Below are 17,474 nucleotides of genomic sequence, written 5' to 3'. Positions count from 1 at the left end.
AAGTCAAACTGCCTGCGTGCGCAGCACGCTCAGGCGATTTCTCCGCGGGAGACCACGCATGTTTAACAAGATACTCATCGCCAATCGCGGCGAAATCGCCTGCCGCGTCATCAAGACCGCCCGCCGCATGGGCATCCGTACCGTCGCCGTCTATTCCGAGGCCGACGCCAACGCCCGCCACGTGCGTCTGGCCGACGAGGCCGTGCTGCTCGGGCCGGCGGCGGCGCGCGAGTCCTATCTGGTCGCCGACAAGATCATCGAGGCCTGCCAGCGCACCGGCGCCCAAGCCGTGCATCCGGGCTACGGTTTTCTCTCTGAAAACGAAGAGTTCGCCGATGCGCTGAGCGCCGCTGGCCTGGTTTTCATCGGCCCGCCGGCGTCGGCCATCCGTGCCATGGGCTCGAAGTCGGAAGCCAAGAAACTGATGGGCACGGCCAAGGTGCCGCTGACGCCGGGTTACCACGGTGACGAGCAGCGCCCGACGCTGCTCCATGCCGAGGCCGAGAAAATCGGCTATCCGGTGCTGATCAAGGCGGCGGCCGGCGGTGGCGGCAAGGGCATGCGCCTGGTCGAGAAATCCGAGGATTTCCCCGACGCGCTGGCGTCGTGCAAGCGCGAGGCGCTGTCGAGCTTCGGCGACGACCATGTGCTGATCGAGAAATACATCACCAAACCGCGCCACGTCGAAATCCAGGTCTTCGCCGACACGCTGGGCAACTGCGTCTATCTGTTCGAGCGCGACTGCTCGGTGCAGCGCCGCCACCAGAAGGTGCTGGAAGAAGCCCCAGCGCCGGGCATGAGCGAAGCGCGTCGCCGCGAGATGGGCGAAGCCGCCGTGGCCGCCGCCAAGGCCGTCGGCTACGTCGGAGCCGGCACCGTCGAGTTCATCGCCAACCAGGACGGCAGCTTCTTCTTCATGGAGATGAACACCCGCCTGCAGGTCGAGCACCCGGTCACCGAAATGATCACCGGCCAGGATCTGGTCGAATGGCAGTTGCGCGTCGCCGCCGGCCAGCCGCTGCCGCTCCGGCAGGAGCAACTGGAAATCCGCGGTCACGCGCTGGAAGCGCGCATCTACGCCGAGGACGCCAGCAAGGGCTTCCTGCCCGCCACCGGCAAGCTGGTGCGCCTGGTGCCGCCGGCCGAGTCGATCAACGTCCGCGTCGATACCGGCGTCGAGGAGGGCGACGAGATCACGCCCTTCTACGATCCGATGATCGCCAAGCTGATCGTCTGGGACGAAACCCGCGACGGCGCCCTGGCCCGCATGCGGAAGGCCTTGGCCGACTACCGCGTCGCCGGCCTGACCACCAACATCGACTTCCTCTCCCGCCTGGTCGCCTGCCCGGCCTTCGCCAAGGCCGACCTCGACACCGGCCTGATCGAACGACAAAAGGATTTCCTCTTCCCCGCCGCCCAGCCAGTGCCGCGCGACGCGCTGCTCGTCGCGACGGTCGGCGAACTGCTCTGGGAACAGCACGCCGCCAGGCAGGCCGCGCAGCACAGTGGCGACCCGTTCTCGCCCTGGCACGCGCGCGACGGCTGGCGCATGAACCTGTCGGCCGCACGCACGATCAGCTTCATGGACGGCGAGACGCTGGTCGAAGCCCGCGTTCGTTACCTCGGCGAACGCTGGGAAATCTCGCTTGGCGGCGAAACGACGGTGGCCAGCGGTCGCAAGCTCGAAGGCGATCGTTTCGCCGTTGAACTCGACGACCGCCGGCTGATCGCCTCGGTGGTCGCGGTAGACGACAAGCGCACTGTGTTTTTGCAAGGGAGCACGTACTCACTCCTGCGCGACGACCCGCTGCACCGCGTCGATGCCGGCGACAGCCACGGCGGCGGCCTGACCGCGCCGATGCCCGGCAAGGTCGTCGCCCTGCTCGCCCAGCCCGGCCAGAAGGTGGACAAAGGCACGCCGCTCTTGATCCTCGAAGCGATGAAGATGGAACACACCATCACCGCCCCCGCTGTCGGCACCCTCAAAGCCTTCTGCTACGCCGCTGGCGAGCAGGTGGCAGATGGCGCGGCGTTGGTCGAGTTCGAGACTGGAGTTGTGTAACTTGCTTGTTATGGAGCGCGGTGCTACCTTGGTAACACCACGCTCTGGAGTGCACCCATGCCCACCACATCGCTCAAACTCCCCGCCGACCTGAAACAACGTGCCATCGCAGCCGCCGAGCAGCAAGGCATTTCACCGCATGCCTTCATGGTCAGTGCTATCGAACATGCCGCTTCAACTGCTGAACTCCGCCAGCGGTTCATCAATGACGCCCTGGCGGCGCGCGATCAGATGCTGCAAACCGGCGAGGGCTACGACGCTGATGATGTGCGCGCATATATTCAGGCGCGTATCGCCGGCCAAAACCCGCAACGTCCCGTGCTAAAAAAATGGCGAGCCTGAACTATTCGGAAGCGGCTGTCGCCGACATCGAATTTCTGACCGGTTTTCTCGCCGAAATCGATCCCATTGCTGCCGGAAACACGTTTGCCCTGATCGACGAAGCTATTGCCATTCTGGCGCACCACCCATTTATCGGCCGCCCGGTTGATGATTTCCTGCGGGAGCTGGTCATCTCCCGGGGCAAAAGTGGCTACATCGCGCTGTACAGCTTCGAGGTGCAAGAAGATGCCATTCTGATCCTGTCCATCCGCCATCAGCGGGAAGCCGGTTATTGGCATGCAAATGAGCGTTAAAGCCCAACGCTCTGGGCTCGTCTTCTTGTCGGTGCTGTCGTGCATCTTGCTCTCGGGTTGCGGCGACATTTCACGCGATGCCGTATTTGCAGTCAAACAAGGCAGCATGCTGAGTCATGGTCAGCGCCTACTCATTTTGCTCAGCGAGGCGCCCTCTCAACCCATTGATTCCCCGAGACTCTCGCCATGATCCTCCCCACCCACGTCAAAATCGTCGAAGTCGGTCCGCGCGACGGCTTGCAGAACGAAAAACAGGTCGTCCCGAGCGAAACCAAGATCGAACTGATCGAACGCCTGGCCGCGGCCGGGCTGCCGGTGATCGAGGCGACCTCCTTCGTCTCGCCGAAATGGGTGCCGCAGATGGGCGACAACGCTGTCGTGCTGGCCGGCATCAAGCGCCGGCCGGGCGTGACCTACACTGCGCTGACGCCCAACCTGAAAGGTTTTGACGGTGCGGTCGCGGCCCAGGCCGACGAAGTGGCGATTTTCGGCGCCGCTTCCGAGGCTTTTTCGCAGAAGAACATCAACTGTTCCATCGCCGAAAGCCTGAAGCGCTTCGAGCCGGTGGTGTCCGCCGCCTCGGCGCTGGAAATCCCGGTGCGCGGCTATGTGTCCTGTGTTGTCGGCTGTCCTTACGAAGGCGTCGTGGCGCCGGAGAAAACCGCCGAAGTGGCGAAAATCCTCTTCGACATGGGTTGCTACGAAATCTCGCTCGGCGACACCATCGGCGTCGGCAACCCGGCTTCGGTCGCCCGCATGATCGACGCCTGCGCCCGCGTCGTGCCGATCGAAAAGCTCGCCGGGCATTATCACGACACCTATGGCATGGCGATTGCCAACATTTACGCGTCCTTGCTGCAGGGCATGGCGGTTTTCGACGCCTCGGTCGCCGGCATCGGCGGCTGTCCCTATGCGAAAGGCGCCTCCGGCAATGTCGCCACCGAGGACGTGGTCTACCTGCTCAATGGATTAGGCATTGAAACCGGTATCGATCTGGGCAAACTTTCTGCGGTGGGTGACTGGATTTCCGCTACCATCGGACGCCCGAACGGCGCCAAGGCCGGACGGGCTCTGTGTGCGAGGTCGGTGAGTTGAGTTTTTTTTCCAGCCTGAGTGAATTGTTCAGATCGCCTGCTCCCCCCGATCCGGCGGTGCAGGCGGCGCTTGAGCGCATCCTGCAGTGGGTGGACCCCATGGTGCGGGCAGCGCCGCGCCTGGAAAAACACCTGACCGATGCTGTCGCGCACGCCCTGGCGTATTGTCAGAACGTGGTCGGGCAATTACCCGGGCCGCTGGCGATCAATCGCCAGAGCTTCAGTCTTGACCCCCTGATTCATGCGCTGTTTGCCACGCCAACTGACATCGGTGAAATGCTCGGGCGCAGCGAGGCAGTTCGCGATTTCCTCGGGCGCAGCGAAAGCTGGGCGGAAAACGAGTTTTATGCCTTGCTGGCGGCCCGCCGGCGGCAGAAAACCCAGTTTGGCATGGCGCAGCAGGGCGAGGTGATCCGCAACGATGTGCCGCAAAAGGTGCTGTACTTTTCCGACCATATCCTGATCGAGCCCCACTGCGATCTGCAGGTGACGCGCGAACGCCTGTGCTGGCAGGCGCTGGAAAGCCTGATGCGGACCTTCAACAACCATGTCGAACAATTGCGCCAGGACCGCGAAACGCTGCGTGCCGATATATCGGTGGAGAACGCCATTCTGCATCCCTGGCAGGAACACAGCAAACTGCATTACCACCCGGCGCCGGAGGATCAGTACGCGCGTCACCTCGGGCAGCTCGATCAAAGTCTGCGCGAGAATGGCGCCTTGCTGACACCGGAAAACCTGGTCGCGCAACTGGCGGATTTCCTGCGGCAGCCGGAAAGCGCCTTGAACACCTCGCAGATGAAGTTCTACATCGACCGGCTGGGGGTCATCCACGAACCCGATCAGGCCGGGTCCGATGTACAGGAAATCAGTTTTGCCGAATTCGTCAGCCGTGACCGCCGCCAACATTTGACCACCCTGGTCCGTATTTCCCGTGAAGAAGCCCGTCAGGCCGTTGAAATGGAACAGAGCCGACGGGCGCGAAGGATTCTGATCTGATGAGTGCCTCCGCATCCCCCTGTCGCAATTTGTGTGGTATCGATGAGGTGAGCGGCGAGTGTGCCGGCTGCAGCCGCACGCTTGAGGAAATCGCCGCCTGGTCGGGCATGAGCGCGAGTGAAAAGGCCCGGGTATTGGCGCGAATCGACAGCAAGCAAAAGAAGGAGTCTTCTGAAATGACGAAAGAAAACAACACTCAGACTGCGCAAGAGGTTTATCTCTGCATCGGAATCTGCACGACTGATCCCGAGAGTGGTCAGTGCATCGGCTGCGGACGACCGCCGGAAGGCAGTGTCGCTGCCGACGAGGATAAAGAGACAGCATGAGCTATGCCCTGCCAGCCAGCATGCGGGTGTTCGAGCGTGGCTGGCTGTCGGCGAACAATATCCTCTTTCTCGAGGGCGAGGGGGCCACGCTGGTGGATAGTGGCTACCACAGCCATGCTGCACAGACGCTGGCGCTGCTGCGGCAGGGGCTGGATGGCCGCCAGTTGCGGCGACTGTTTATTACTCACGCCCATTCCGATCATATGGGCGGCAATGCTGCACTGCAGGCAGAACATGGCTGCAGCATCACCATTCCGGCCGGTGCCGCAACGGCCGTGGTCGGTTGGGATGCAGACGCTCTGATGTTGTCGCCGCTGGGGCAAAGTGCTCCGGCGTTTTCCTACGACAGCCTGATCGCGGCCGGTGCCGAGGTCGAGATGGGGGGGCTGACCTGGCGGGCACTGGCGGCCCCGGGGCATGACATGGATGCGCTGGCCTATTATTGCCCGGAAAAGCGCCTCCTGATTTCGGGTGACGCCTTGTGGGAGAACGGTTTTGGCCTGATCTTCCCGGAATTGCAGGGGCAGGACGGCGGGCTCGCCGGCGCGCGCGCCACTTTGGAACACTTTGGTCGCCTTGCCATCGATTACGTTATCCCCGGCCATGGTGCGCCGTTTACGGACGTCGGCCCGGCGCTGGAACGCGCCGGCAGGCGGCTGGATGATCTCAGCCAGAATGCGGAGAAGTTTGCCTGGCATGCCTGCAAGGTGCTCGTTGCCTTCGTGCTGCAGGAAAGGCAGCGTCTGCCCAGTCGCGAATTCGCTGACTTCGTGCGCGCTATTCCCATGGTCGGCCGCATCAACCGGCGCTTCCTCGATCTGGAAGAAAACGACTTGATTCGTCGTCTGTTCGACGATCTGCAGCGCAGTGGCGCGCTGCGTCGGGAGGGGGAAGTCCTGCTCGCGCGTTAACCGGCCCGGGGCAGCAGTCGCTTGACCAGCGTGCTCCAGTAGGTGATGCCCAGCGGCAGCAGGGCGTCGTTGAAGTCATAGTGCGGGTTGTGCAGGGTGCAACCGCCGGTGCCGGGGCCGTTGCCCAGCCAGACATAGCAGCCGGGTTTTTCGCGCAGCATGTAGGCGAAATCCTCGGCCCCCATGGAAGGCAGTTCGTCCGCCAGGACGTTGGCGGCGCCAAACACATCCTGCGCCACTTCCTGGCAGAGCCGTGCTTCGGCGGCGCTGTTAACCGTCGGCGGATAGCGGTGATCGAACAGGCTGCGGATCTGCGCGCCGTTGGCGGCGGCGATGCCGCTGCACAGACGTTCGATGGCACGTTCCACCGTCTCCTGCACTTCGGCCTTGAAGCTGCGGATGGTGCCGCGCAGCAGTACGCTTTCCGGAATCACGTTCCAGGCATGGCCGGCGTGAATCTGCGTCACGCTCACCACGGCCGCATCGCATGGGTGCAGGTTGCGGCTGACCACGGTCTGCAGGGCCTGTACCAGTTGCGCGGCTGTGACGATGGCGTCCACCCCCTGTTGCGGCATGGCGGCATGGCAACCGTGGCCGCGGACTTCAATTTCAAAGCCGCAGGTGCCGGCCATGATCGGGCCGGGCATCACTGCCATCTGGCCGACCGGAATGCCCGGCCAGTTATGCAGGCCGAACACCGCCTCCACCGGAAACTGCTCGAACAGGCCGTCTTCGATCATCACGGCGGCACCGCCTTCCGCTTCCTCCGCTGGCTGGAAAATGAACACCACCGTGCCGTCGAAATCGGGTTGCGCCGCCAGATGCCGTGCCGCACCGAGCAGCATGGCGGTATGCCCGTCGTGGCCGCAGGCGTGCATCTTGCCGGGCTGTTTCGAGTGGTGCGGGAATTCGTTCAGCTCTGTCAGCGGCAGGGCATCCATGTCCGCCCGCAGGCCGATCATGCGCGGCGAGTCACCTGCCTTGAGCACGCCCACCACGCCGGTTTTCGCCAGGCCGCGATGCACTTCCAGACCGTAGCGTTCCAGTTCGCGCGCCACGATGTCGGCGGTGCGCGTTTCCTGAAAGGCCAGCTCCGGATGCGCGTGCAGGTCGCGGCGCAGGGCGGCCAGTTCGTCGATGAAAGCGTAGGGGGAGGTAGGCATGGTGGGTCTCCTGAATGGTGTTACATCAGCACGATATCGTACTGCTCCGGCGCATAGCTGGCTTCTGCCTGTAGCGATACGGTCTTGCCGATGAAGTCGCAGAGCATGGCGAGCGACTGCGATTCCTCGTCGAGGAACAGATCGATCACTGCCGGGCCGGCCAGGACGCGGTATTCGCGGGCGTTGAACTGACGGGCTTCGCGCAGCAGTTCGCGCAGGATTTCGTAAGCGACGGTGCGTGCCGTCTTCACTTCGCCGCGTCCGTCGCAGGTGGGGCAAGGCTCGCACAGAACGTGGGCAAGGGACTCGCGGGTACGCTTGCGCGTCATTTCGACCAGCCCCAGATTGGTGAAACCATTGACGGTGAGCCGGGTGTGGTCGCTGGCCAGCGCTTTGTTGAATTCTTCCAGCACGGCGGCCTTGTGTTCTTCGTTTTCCATGTCGATGAAGTCGACAATGATGATGCCGCCCAGATTGCGCAGTCGCAGCTGGCGGGCAATGGTGACGGCGGCTTCGAGGTTGGTCTTGAAAATGGTGTCGTCGAAGTTGCGGACACCGACGAAGCCGCCGGTATTGACGTCGATGGTGGTCATCGCTTCAGTCTGGTCGATGATCAGGTAGCCGCCGGACTTCAGGTCGACGCGTCGGGCCAGCGCCTTCTGGATTTCCTCTTCGACGCCATGCAGGTCGAACAGGGTGCGCTGGCCGGTGTAGTGTTCGAGCAGGGGTAGCACGGCCGGGGTGTATTCCTGCGCAAAGGCGCTGAGTTTCTGGAAGTTTTCCCGCGAATCGATGCTGATACGCGCTGTTTCCGGATTGACGAAATCGCGCAGCACGCGCTGGCCGAGCGAGAGCTCCTGATAGAGCAGGCAGGGCGGCGGGCTGATGCGCGCTTTTTCGCGCAGGTCGGCACAGGTTTTGCGCAGGTAGGCGATGTCGGTGGAAAATTCGTCGTCGCTGGCATTTTCCGCCATGGTACGGACGATGAAGCCGCCTTTCTCATCTTCCGGCACCAGCCGGGTGATCCGCTCGCGCAGTGTTTCGCGCTCACTTTCCGACTCGATGCGCTGAGAGATGCCGATGTGTTTTTCCTGTGGCAGATAGACCAGCATCCGGCCGGCAATCGAGATTTGCGTCGACAGGCGTGCGCCCTTGCTGCCGATGGGGTCCTTGATGACCTGGACGATCAGGCTCTGGCCTTCGTGCAGGATTTTTTCGATCTGCCGCTCGCTGCTGTTTTCGCGTGCCTGCCAGATATCGGCAATGTGCAGGAAGGCGGTGCGCTCCAGGCCGACATCAATGAAAGCCGACTGCATTCCGGGCAGGATGCGCACGATGCGCCCGAGATAAATGTTGCCGACCAGGCCCCGGCTGGCCGTGCGCTCGATGTGCAATTCCTGCACCACGCCTTGCTGCAGCACGGCGACGCGGGTTTCCTGCGGGGTGAAGTTGATGAGGATTTCTTCGCTCATGGCGCTCGTAAAAGATAAAATTTGTGATTTTTCAGGATTTTACTATGCGTCAGGCTCCCGAACTTCTCGCTCCTGCAGGATCGCTCGCCATGATGCGCGCTGCGTTTGCCTTCGGTGCCGACGCCATCTATGCCGGTCAGCCGCGCTACAGCCTGCGCGTGCGCAATAACGAATTCGGCGATCTGGAGACGCTGGGCAGCGCAATTGCCGAGGCCCATGCGGCGGGCAAGCAGTTTTTTGTGGTGAGCAACATTTTCCCCCGCAATGCCAAGCTGAAAACCTATCTTGCCGACATGGCGCCGGTGGTGGCACTGCAGCCGGACGCACTGATCATGTCCGATCCCGGTCTGATCGATCTGGTGCGTGAGGCCTGGCCGGAACAAACCATCCACTTGTCGGTGCAGGCCAACACGGTGAATTGGGCGGCGGTGCGCTTCTGGCAGAAACTCGGTGTGCGCCGCATCATCCTGTCGCGCGAACTGTCGCTCGACGAAGTGGCGGAAATCCGCCAGCAGTGCCCGGATATCGAGCTGGAAGTGTTCGTGCATGGCGCGCTGTGCATCGCCTATTCCGGCCGTTGCCTGCTCTCTGGCTACTTCAACCACCGCGATCCCAATCAGGGTACCTGTACCAATTCCTGCCGCTGGGATTACAAGGTGTCGACCTCCGACGGCGCCCCCTTGGCGCCCGGCCAGCCGGTCAATTTTTACAACAGCCCGGAGCAGGAAATCCTGCTCGAAGAACGCCAGCGCCCCGGCGAGCTGATGCCGATCGAGGAAGACGAGCACGGCACCTACATCATGAATTCCAAGGATCTGCGTGCCATCGAGCACGTGCACCGGCTGACCGAGATCGGTGTCGACTCACTGAAGATCGAAGGCCGCACCAAGAGCCCCTACTACGTTGCGCGCACCTGCCAGTCCTATCGTCGTGCCATTGACGACGCGGTTGCCGGCCGCCCGTTCGACCCGGGTTTGCTGGCCGATCTGGAAAACCTCGCCAACCGTGGCTACACCGACGGTTTTTATCAGCGTCACCACGATGCGGAGCACCAGAATTATCTGCGCGGCCATTCTGAATCGGCAAAGAGCCAGTACGTCGGCGACGCCGTGGCCTACGACGCCGGACGGGGCCTGATGGAAATCGTCGTCAAGAACCGTTTTGCCGTCGGCGATACCCTTGAATGCGTATTGCCTGGCGGTAATTTCCGGCAGCGCATCGAACGCATGGAAAACGCCGACGCGGCGCCGGTCAATGTCGCCCCGGGCAGCGGCCACCGCGTCTGGCTGCCCTTGCCGCAACACGCCCAAGGCGCTTTCGTGGCACGCTTGTTCGGCTGATTACTCCCGAGAGCGCCGCCATCCCGGCGGCAGGGTTGGCCGAAAGGGTTTGTCCTGGCAACGGCTGGTCGGCAAGACGCTGGCGCGCCCATGATCCGTGCGTGAAAAAGACGTCGGGTGCGCGCTTTCTTTGTGGTTTGAATCCGCATGATATGTGGATAGAATGCGAGTCTTTCCACATATCAGCGGACGATGATGATGCCTGCCACCCTTCGCAACCTCCTTTGCTGCGCCAGCCTGAGCCTGCTGCTCGGGGCCTGCGCCACCGAACAATCCCGCTCGCTCGAAACGCCCAAGGCGCTGTCGCAGGCGACCGCCAAGCTGTATCAGGGCGAGCGCAGCCCGATTTCGGTGGGCAAGTTCGACAACCGTTCGAGCTTCATGCGCGGCGTGTTTTCCGATGGCGTCGACCGCCTGGGCGGGCAGGCCAAGACCATTCTCATTTCCCACCTGCAGCAGAGCGGCCGCTTCAACGTCCTTGACCGCGACAACATGGTGGAACTGAAGCAGGAAGCCGGCCTGACCGGTGCGCAGCAGAAACTCAAGGGCGCGCGCTTCGTGCTGACGGGCGACGTCAGCGAATTCGGTCGCAAGGAAGTCGGCGACCGTCAGTTGTTCGGCCTGCTCGGACGCGGCAAGGAGCAGGTCGCCTACGCCAAGGTCACGCTCAACGTCGTCGACGTCGGCAGTTCGGAAGTCGTGTTCTCGGTGCAGGGCGCGGGCGAATACAGCCTGTCCAACCGCGAGGTGATCGGTTTCGGCGGCACGGCCAGCTACGACTCGACCCTGAACGGCAAGGTGCTCGACCTCGCCATCCGGGAAGCGGTAGACAAGCTCGTTGCCGGCATCGAATCCGGCCAATGGCAGCCGGCACGGTGAAACGGGAGCCGATGATGCGTTTTTCGCCGAGCCGTTTTCCCCGCGCAGCTTTGCTGCTGGCCGGCAGCCTGCTGGCCGGGTGCGCGCAGCAGGCGCAGCCCTTGTATTACTGGGGCAGTTACCAGCAGCAGGTGTATGGTCATCTGAGCAGCAAGGCCAGCCCGGACGAGCAGCGCGAGAAGCTCGAAGCCGGCATCGAGGAAGCCCGCTCGAAGAATCTGCCGCTGCCGCCCGGCTACCGGGCGCATCTGGCGCTGCTGTACGGCGAGAACGGGCAGGTCGACGACATGCGCCGGAATCTGGAAGCCGAAAAGACGCAGTTCCCGGAAAGCGGGGGCTTCGTCGATTTCCTGCTCAAGAACATGTCTTTGTCCCAAAAATAACGGCAACAGCGGCAGGTTCGGCATCAGCCGATCTGCCCGCCCCGCCGGGCGCGGCTCGCCACCGCCTTGCGTCTGCCGAACCTGAGTGATCCTTGCGATGCAACAGAAAGCCGCCTTCTCCCTCGCCACGCGCCTGCTGCTGGTCGCCGGCGTCAGCCTGCTCACTGCCTGCGCCACGCCCAGGCAGCAGGCTTCCTTCGATTACACGGCGCTGCGCGAGAGCCGGCCCGCCTCCATCCTCGTCCTGCCGCCGCTCAACAACTCCCCCGAAGTCGAAGCCAGCGACAGCGTCTATTCCAGCGTCACCATGCCGCTCGCCGAATCCGGCTACTACGTTTTCCCCGTGACGCTGGTCAGGGAAAGCTTCCGCCAGAACGGCCTGGATCACCCGGCCGACATCCACCAGGTGGCGCTGGACAAGCTGCGCGACATCTTCGGGGCCGACACCGCGCTCTACATGACCGTCGAGCAATACGGCACGCAATACCGCCTCATCGACAGCGAATCCCGCGTCAGCGTCACCGCCAAGCTGGTCGACCTGCGCAACGGCCAGACGCTGTGGAGCGGCGGAGCCTCGGCATCGAGCGCCGAAGGCCGCAACAACAGCGGCGGCGGCCTGGTCGGCATGTTGCTGACCGCAGTGGTGAGCCAGATCGTCGAAAGCGTCGGCAACCGCAGCCACGAAGTCGCCGCCATTGCCAACTACCGTCTGCTCAATGCGGGCCGGCCAAACGGTTTGTTGTACGGCCCGCGCGCGCCGCGTTATGGGACGGATGGGAAGTGACACACTGCTCAGGCATGCCCCAGGGTGGTTTTCATGAGGCTTGCCTGTCAGCGGGTAGGCGCATTAGAATTCGACGATATTTGTTCAGAATAACGCCGTATTCATAAATAAACCAAACGGCAGCGATTCATTTCAGGGGGGGTGGGGGATTCATGCCGGTAGATCGACGTGCAGCCGCGCGGGGGTGCGCGCGCGGAAGGTGGTTTGGGGGACGCCTTCTGGCGCTGACGATTGCGCTGCCCTGCGCCCTGTTGCTTCCGCAGCACGGCGTTGCGCAGACCAACGACGCCGCCATCCACCTGGATCAACAGGAAGCGCAGCGTGCCCGTGAACGGGAACGCCTATTGCACGAACAGCAAGCGCCCGGTGCCGACGTTCGCCTGCCGGGCGTGAAAACAACAGATGTCGGGCGTTTGCCGGCGACGGAAACGCCTTGCTTCGTCATTCAGCGCATCGAACTCATCGACGACAGCGGCCATTTCGCCTGGGCGCGCGCCGCCGCCGATCCGCCGGGCGATCCCGCTACCGGGCGCTGCCTGGGCAGCCAGGGCATCAATCTCATCATGGCCCGCATCCAGAACGCCATTGTCGAGCGCGGCTACGTCACCACCCGCGTCCTAGCCGAAGCGCAGGACCTGACCGCCGGCACCCTGGCGCTGCGCGTCATCCCCGGTCGGTTGCGCAGCGTGCGCTTCACCGCGGACAGCAGCCCGCGCGCCAATGCCTGGAACGTTTTCCCGGTCCGCCCCGGACAGCTCCTCAACCTGCGCGATCTCGAACAGGCGCTGGAGAATTTCAAACGCCTGCCCAGCGCCGAAGCCGATCTGCAAATCGTGCCGGCCGACGCGCCCGGCGAGAGCGACGTCGTCGTCACCTGGAAACAGGCTTTCCCCCTGCGCCTGACGCTCTCAGCCAACGACGGCGGCAGCAAGGCCACCGGCAAATACCAGGGCAGCGTCACACTGTCCGGCGATCACCTGCTGGCACTCAACGACCTGTTCTATTTCAGCTATGGCCACGACCTGGGTGGCGCGCAACAGAACCACAGCGGCACCGACAACCACTCGTGGCATTACGCCCTGCCCTTCGGCGACTGGCTGCTCGGGTTTTCCGCCAACGATCACGCCTACCGGCAAGCAGTGGCGGGCAGCAACCTGACCTACATCTATCGCGGCACCAGCGACACCAGGGAAATCAAGCTCAGCCGCCTCGTGTTCCGCAATGCCACGCAAAAGACCACCCTGTCGCTGCGCGGCTACCGCACCGCCTCGCGCAATTACATCGACGACACCGAAATCGAAGTGCAGCGGCGGCGCATGGCCGGCTGGGAACTGAGCGCAGACCATCGCTCGTATCTGGATATCCTGCCCGGCGCCGTGCTCAACGCCAATCTGGCCTATCGGCGCGGCACCGGCGCTTTCGACGCCCTGCCTGCCCCGGAGGAGGATTTCGGGGAGGGCACCGCGCGGCCCCGCCTGTGGTCGGCAGAAGCCGATTTCAGCGCGCCCTTTTCCATATTCGGCCAGCGCCTGACCTACACCGGCCAGTGGCGCGGCCAATGGAATCGCTCGCCGCTGGTGCCGCAGGATCGTTTCTCGATCGGCGGGCGCTACACCGTGCGCGGTTTCGACGGCGAAACCATTCTCTCCGCCGAACGCGGTTTTCTGGTGCGTAACGAACTGGCCGTGCCGCTGTTCGAGAGTGGCCAGCAACTCTACCTCGGCCTGGACTACGGCCGGGTCGGTGGCCCCACCGCCAAGCTGCTCATGGGTCGCAGCCTGACCGGCGGCGTAATCGGCCTGCGCGGTGGCGGCAAAGGGTTCTTCTACGACGTGTTTGCCGGCAAGGCACTCACCAAGCCCGACGGCTTTCCAACGCACCGTGTGAGCGCCGGTTTCTCCCTTTCTTTCACTTACTGATCTTTAACCGAGGCACCCCCATGAATCGCGATGTACACCGGATCGTTTTCAATCAGGCGCGTGGGCAGTCGATGGCGGTACCGGAGAGCGCGGCGGCCAGAGGCCAGACGACGAACCGCCAGCGGATTCGGCGACACGGGACGGGGTATTTTCTGGCGACCTTGAAACCGCTGTGTTTTGCGCTGCTCTGGAGCTTCGGCGCCGCTACCCTGGCTCCAGTTCATGCCCAGGTCGTTGCCTACAAGGCAGCGCCGGGGAATCTGCGTCCCACCATTTTCAATGCCGGCAACGGCGTGCCACTCATCAACATCCAGACGCCGAGCGCGGCAGGCGTCTCGCGCAACCAGTACGAACGGCTCGATGCCGGACCGCAAGGCGTCATCTTCAACAACTCGCGCACCGACGTGGCGACCCAACTGGGCGGCTGGGTGCAGGGCAACCCCTGGCTGGCCAAGGGCAGCGCCCGGGTGATTCTCAACGAAGTCCTCTCCGGCCAGCCCAGCCAGTTGAACGGCTACCTCGAAATCGCCGGCCAGCGCGCCCAACTCGTCATTGCCAACCCGGCGGGCGTGACCTGCGACGGCTGCGGGTTTCTCAACGCCAACCGCGTCACTTTGACGACGGGGACGCCGCTACTGAACGGCGGCAATCTTGAAGGCTACCGGGTCGATGGCGGGCAGATTCGCATCGAAGGCAACGGCCTGGACGCCAGCCGGGTCGATTACACCGACCTCATCGCCCGCGCCGTTCAGGTCAATGCCGGACTGTGGGCGCAGCATCTGGCCGTGACCGCGGGGGCCAACCGGGTGGATGCCGGGCACACGCAAGCCACCCCGATTGCCGGCAGCGGCCCGGCCCCGGCCTTTGCCATCGACGTGGCCCAACTGGGCGGCATGTACGCCGGCAAGATCACGCTCCTCGGCACCGAAGCCGGCGTCGGCGTCAGAAACGCCGGCACACTCGCCGCCAGCGCCGGGGAGGTCGTCGTCACCAGCGAAGGCAAACTCATCAATGCAGGGGCCATCGATGCCGGCAATGCCCGCATCACAGCCGCGACGCTGACCAACCAGGGGCAGATTTACGGGGATCATCTGGCCATTGCCACGCAGGACTTGCATAACGCCAACACCGCCGTCATCGCTGCCCGCAACCGGCTCGACCTGGGCGTCGACACCCTCAACAACCACCCCGATGCCCTGCTCTTCTCTGCCGGGGATCTGGCCCTGGGCGGCGCGCTGACCGCCGAGGGTCTTGCCGCCGGCCGCGCCACCCGGGTCAGCAATGACGGCGCCCGCATCGAAGCCCTGGGCGAAATCAGCCTTGCCGCCGAGACGATAGACAACACCAACGCCCATCTGGAAACCCGTACGGTCATCGTCGATCAACGCGCCTTCGATGAATACCAGGGGGTCGGCAGCGGCAACCGCTACACCTACGACGCCATTCAACTCGTCCCTCACGAGGATTTCACCCGGCTGCAGGCACCGGACGGGCTGTACAACGACTGGTATCGCTACAGCTACACCCGCACCACCTCCGAAACCCAGGTCGTCTCCAGCCAGCCGGGGCGGATTCTGGCGGGCGGCGACGTCAATCTGAACGCCGACATACTCAACAATCTCGACAGCCAGATCGTTGCCGGCGGCACGCTGCACGGTAATTTCGGCACGCTCAACAATCAGGCCACGCCGGGCAAGCGCACCATTCAGGACGACGGCACGGCGTACTACTATTGGCGTGACAAAGAGGATGGCGATGACGACCAGGGGCTGAGCGTCAGTCGCTACCTGCCAGCGCCGACGCTCCAGCACATCGACCTGGGCGCCTTTGCCTATCAGGACGCCAGTGCCGGCGGCGGCGCGCAACCCGCCGCGCCCGGCGCCGTGCTGCCCGCCAACCGCCTCTATCGCCTGCACGCCGGGGGCGGCTACCTGCTTGAAACCGATCCGGTTTTTGCCAATTACCGGACCTGGCTGTCCTCGGACTACCTGCTGCAAGCGCTCAGTCTCGATCCGGCGCAGATGCAGAAACGCCTGGGCGACGGTTTCTACGAACAGCGACTCATTGCCGAGCAGGTGGCGCAACTGACGGGCCGCCGCTTCCTGGCTGGCTACGCCGACGACGAAGCGCAGTATCAGGCGCTGATGGCGGCGGGCGTCAGCGTGGCGCAGGAATGGCAACTCATTCCCGGCGTGGCGCTCTCCGCGGCGCAGGTCGCCCAACTGACCACCGACATCGTCTGGCTGGTGACCGAAACCGTCACCCTGCCCGACGGCTCGACGCAACAGGCGCTCGTGCCGCGCGTCTATGCCCGCCTGCAGGACGGCGACCTCGCCCCGAGCGGCGCGCTGCTGGCCGGCAACACCCTCCAGCTCGACACCACGGGCGATCTGACCAACAGCGGCAGCATTGCCGGCCGGCAAGCGGTGTCGATCACCGCCGAGAATCTCAGGAACCTGGGCACGATCCAGGGCGAGGCGGTGGCGCTGGCCGCCCGCCAGGATATCGACATTGAAGGTGGGGCCGTGGTGGCGGGCGATGCGCTGGCCCTGCTGGCCGGGCGCGATCTGCGCGTGACCAGCACCACCCAAAGCCAGGCGAACGCACAAGGCCAGCGTACGAACCTCGACCGGGTGGCCGGCCTCTACGTCACGGGCGAAGCCGGCCTCCTGCTGGCCAGCGCCGGGCAGGACATCTCGCTCACCGGAGCCGAACTGGTCAGCCGGGGCGATGCCCTGTTGCAGGCCGGGCGCGACCTGAACCTGGACACTGTGCGCGAATCGGCCCGCCAGCGGCTCACCTATGATGCCAGGAACGCCCGTAGCGACCACCAGAGCCAGGACATCGGCAGCACCCTCCTGACCGGGGGCAAGCTCACGCTCCTGGCCGGCCATGACGTGACCGCCCGAGCGGCCCAGGTCGAGGCTGGCCAGGCATTGACCGTGGCCGCCGGCAACGACATCCGCCTCACCGCCGGCGAAGCCGCGCTGGGGCTGGACGAAGCGCACCAGCACACATCGAAAGGCAGCTTCTCCCGCACCACGCGCACCACCCGCGACACGCTGGAGCAGACCACGGCGATCGGCAGCAGCCTGGGCGGTGAAACCGTCCTGATCCAGGCCGGGCGCGACCTCACCTTGACCGGCAGCAACGCTGTAGCCGATGCAGACATCGCCCTGATCGCCGGACGCGATCTGACGCTGGAAGCAGCCACGGAAACCTATACAGAAACGCACTTCAAGGACAAGAAGAAATCCGGTTTCTCTGCCAGCCTGACCACGGGCCTGAGCTACGGCAAATCGAGCCTGAAGGAGGGCGGCGAAAGCACCACGGCCACGGCGGTAGGCAGCCAGATCGGCGGCAACGACGTGCTGCTCTCGGCCGGACGCGACGCCACCGTCGTGGGTTCTTCCGTGCTGGCTGACCGCGACCTTGACGTCATTGCTGGACGCGACGTTAATCTGCTGGCGGCCGAGAACCGCTTTACCGAAGACTACCGTTTCAAGA

15 protein-coding genes are annotated in these 17,474 nt (G+C 63.9%); 13 read left to right on the top strand and 2 right to left on the bottom strand.

Features of this window, described 5'->3' with window-relative positions:
* The first annotated feature begins 58 nt into the window (after positions 1–58).
* The 7 genes from JYJ39_RS09845 (at position 59) to JYJ39_RS09815 (ending at position 6,027) form a co-directional block, all read left to right on the top strand.
* The gene (locus tag JYJ39_RS09845; protein WP_205204012.1) at positions 59–2,062 is read left to right on the top strand and encodes an acetyl/propionyl/methylcrotonyl-CoA carboxylase subunit alpha; all 2,004 of its coding nucleotides are present in this window, start codon (positions 59–61) and stop codon (positions 2,060–2,062) included.
* A 57-nt stretch (positions 2,063–2,119) separates the two neighbouring features.
* Positions 2,120–2,404 (top strand): CopG family ribbon-helix-helix protein, encoded by a 285-nt coding sequence (locus JYJ39_RS09840; RefSeq protein ID WP_205204011.1) that lies wholly within the window; start codon positions 2,120–2,122, stop codon positions 2,402–2,404.
* A complete protein-coding gene (locus JYJ39_RS09835; protein ID WP_205204010.1) occupies positions 2,392–2,697 on the top strand; it encodes a type II toxin-antitoxin system RelE/ParE family toxin in 306 nt (101 codons plus the stop codon). Before JYJ39_RS09840 ends, JYJ39_RS09835 begins: the two co-directional genes overlap by 13 nt.
* Before the next feature lie 186 nt (positions 2,698–2,883).
* The gene (locus JYJ39_RS09830) at positions 2,884–3,792 is read left to right on the top strand and encodes a hydroxymethylglutaryl-CoA lyase (protein WP_205204009.1); all 909 of its coding nucleotides are present in this window, start codon (positions 2,884–2,886) and stop codon (positions 3,790–3,792) included.
* A 23-nt stretch (positions 3,793–3,815) separates the two neighbouring features.
* Positions 3,816–4,790: a hypothetical protein gene (locus tag JYJ39_RS09825; RefSeq protein ID WP_205204007.1), complete on the top strand. Its 975-nt coding sequence runs from the start codon at positions 3,816–3,818 to the stop codon at positions 4,788–4,790.
* Positions 4,790–5,116, top strand: coding sequence for a DUF1289 domain-containing protein (locus JYJ39_RS09820; protein WP_205204005.1), 327 nt, complete (start codon positions 4,790–4,792; stop codon positions 5,114–5,116). The genes JYJ39_RS09825 and JYJ39_RS09820 overlap by 1 nt, the downstream gene beginning before the upstream one ends.
* Positions 5,113–6,027 (top strand): MBL fold metallo-hydrolase, encoded by a 915-nt coding sequence (locus JYJ39_RS09815; RefSeq protein ID WP_205204003.1) that lies wholly within the window; start codon positions 5,113–5,115, stop codon positions 6,025–6,027. Before JYJ39_RS09820 ends, JYJ39_RS09815 begins: the two co-directional genes overlap by 4 nt.
* On the opposite strand, the gene JYJ39_RS09810 is transcribed toward JYJ39_RS09815, so the two are convergent.
* Positions 6,024–7,190, bottom strand: a complete 1,167-nt coding sequence (locus tag JYJ39_RS09810) for a M20 aminoacylase family protein (protein WP_205204001.1) — start codon at positions 7,188–7,190, stop codon at positions 6,024–6,026. The genes JYJ39_RS09815 and JYJ39_RS09810 overlap by 4 nt on opposite strands.
* Before the next feature lie 20 nt (positions 7,191–7,210).
* On the bottom strand, positions 7,211–8,662 hold the full coding sequence (gene rng, locus JYJ39_RS09805; RefSeq protein ID WP_205203999.1) for a ribonuclease G: 1,452 nt from the start codon (positions 8,660–8,662) through the stop codon (positions 7,211–7,213).
* A 44-nt stretch (positions 8,663–8,706) separates the two neighbouring features.
* Between rng and yegQ the strand changes: the two genes are divergently transcribed.
* The 6 genes from yegQ to JYJ39_RS09775 form a co-directional block, all read left to right on the top strand.
* Positions 8,707–10,002: a tRNA 5-hydroxyuridine modification protein YegQ gene (gene yegQ / locus JYJ39_RS09800; protein ID WP_205203996.1), complete on the top strand. Its 1,296-nt coding sequence runs from the start codon at positions 8,707–8,709 to the stop codon at positions 10,000–10,002.
* A gap of 198 nt (positions 10,003–10,200) precedes the next feature.
* Entirely contained in the window at positions 10,201–10,881 is a 681-nt protein-coding gene (locus tag JYJ39_RS09795) for a CsgG/HfaB family protein (RefSeq protein WP_240189620.1), read from the top strand.
* 11 nt (positions 10,882–10,892) lie between these two features.
* Positions 10,893–11,264 (top strand): DUF4810 domain-containing protein, encoded by a 372-nt coding sequence (locus JYJ39_RS09790; RefSeq protein ID WP_205203992.1) that lies wholly within the window; start codon positions 10,893–10,895, stop codon positions 11,262–11,264.
* Between the two features lie 97 nt (positions 11,265–11,361).
* The gene (locus JYJ39_RS09785) at positions 11,362–12,048 is read left to right on the top strand and encodes a DUF799 domain-containing protein (RefSeq protein WP_205203990.1); all 687 of its coding nucleotides are present in this window, start codon (positions 11,362–11,364) and stop codon (positions 12,046–12,048) included.
* Positions 12,049–12,200: 152 nt separating this feature from the next.
* Positions 12,201–13,967, top strand: a complete 1,767-nt coding sequence (locus JYJ39_RS09780; RefSeq protein ID WP_205203988.1) for a ShlB/FhaC/HecB family hemolysin secretion/activation protein — start codon at positions 12,201–12,203, stop codon at positions 13,965–13,967.
* 20 nt (positions 13,968–13,987) lie between these two features.
* Positions 13,988–17,474, top strand: a 3,487-nt coding sequence (locus JYJ39_RS09775; RefSeq protein WP_205203986.1) for a hemagglutinin repeat-containing protein, incomplete at its 3' end; no start/stop codon positions are given.

It is taken from the genome of Azonexus hydrophilus, assembly GCF_905120355.1.
GTDB lineage: Bacteria > Pseudomonadota > Gammaproteobacteria > Burkholderiales > Rhodocyclaceae > Azonexus.
The sequence above is the reverse complement of the archived record's forward strand: the minus strand, read 5'-3'. Positions and strand labels throughout refer to the sequence as shown.

What these genes read in the sequence shown, in the direction of transcription:
- JYJ39_RS09845 (WP_205204012.1), top strand. Translation starts at nt 59, where the DNA reads ATGTTTAACAAGATACTCATCGCCAATCGCGGCGAAATCGCCTGCCGC.
- JYJ39_RS09840 (WP_205204011.1), top strand. Translation starts at nt 2,120, where the DNA reads ATGCCCACCACATCGCTCAAACTCCCCGCCGACCTGAAACAACGTGCC.
- JYJ39_RS09835 (WP_205204010.1), top strand. Translation starts at nt 2,392, where the DNA reads ATGGCGAGCCTGAACTATTCGGAAGCGGCTGTCGCCGACATCGAATTT.
- JYJ39_RS09830 (WP_205204009.1), top strand. Translation starts at nt 2,884, where the DNA reads ATGATCCTCCCCACCCACGTCAAAATCGTCGAAGTCGGTCCGCGCGAC.
- JYJ39_RS09820 (WP_205204005.1), top strand. Translation starts at nt 4,790, where the DNA reads ATGAGTGCCTCCGCATCCCCCTGTCGCAATTTGTGTGGTATCGATGAG.
- JYJ39_RS09815 (WP_205204003.1), top strand. Translation starts at nt 5,113, where the DNA reads ATGAGCTATGCCCTGCCAGCCAGCATGCGGGTGTTCGAGCGTGGCTGG.
- JYJ39_RS09810 (WP_205204001.1), bottom strand. Translation starts at nt 7,190, where the DNA reads ATGCCTACCTCCCCCTACGCTTTCATCGACGAACTGGCCGCCCTGCGC.
- rng (WP_205203999.1), bottom strand. Translation starts at nt 8,662, where the DNA reads ATGAGCGAAGAAATCCTCATCAACTTCACCCCGCAGGAAACCCGCGTC.
- yegQ (WP_205203996.1), top strand. Translation starts at nt 8,707, where the DNA reads ATGCGTCAGGCTCCCGAACTTCTCGCTCCTGCAGGATCGCTCGCCATG.
- JYJ39_RS09795 (WP_240189620.1), top strand. Translation starts at nt 10,201, where the DNA reads ATGCCTGCCACCCTTCGCAACCTCCTTTGCTGCGCCAGCCTGAGCCTG.
- JYJ39_RS09790 (WP_205203992.1), top strand. Translation starts at nt 10,893, where the DNA reads ATGATGCGTTTTTCGCCGAGCCGTTTTCCCCGCGCAGCTTTGCTGCTG.
- JYJ39_RS09785 (WP_205203990.1), top strand. Translation starts at nt 11,362, where the DNA reads ATGCAACAGAAAGCCGCCTTCTCCCTCGCCACGCGCCTGCTGCTGGTC.
- JYJ39_RS09780 (WP_205203988.1), top strand. Translation starts at nt 12,201, where the DNA reads ATGCCGGTAGATCGACGTGCAGCCGCGCGGGGGTGCGCGCGCGGAAGG.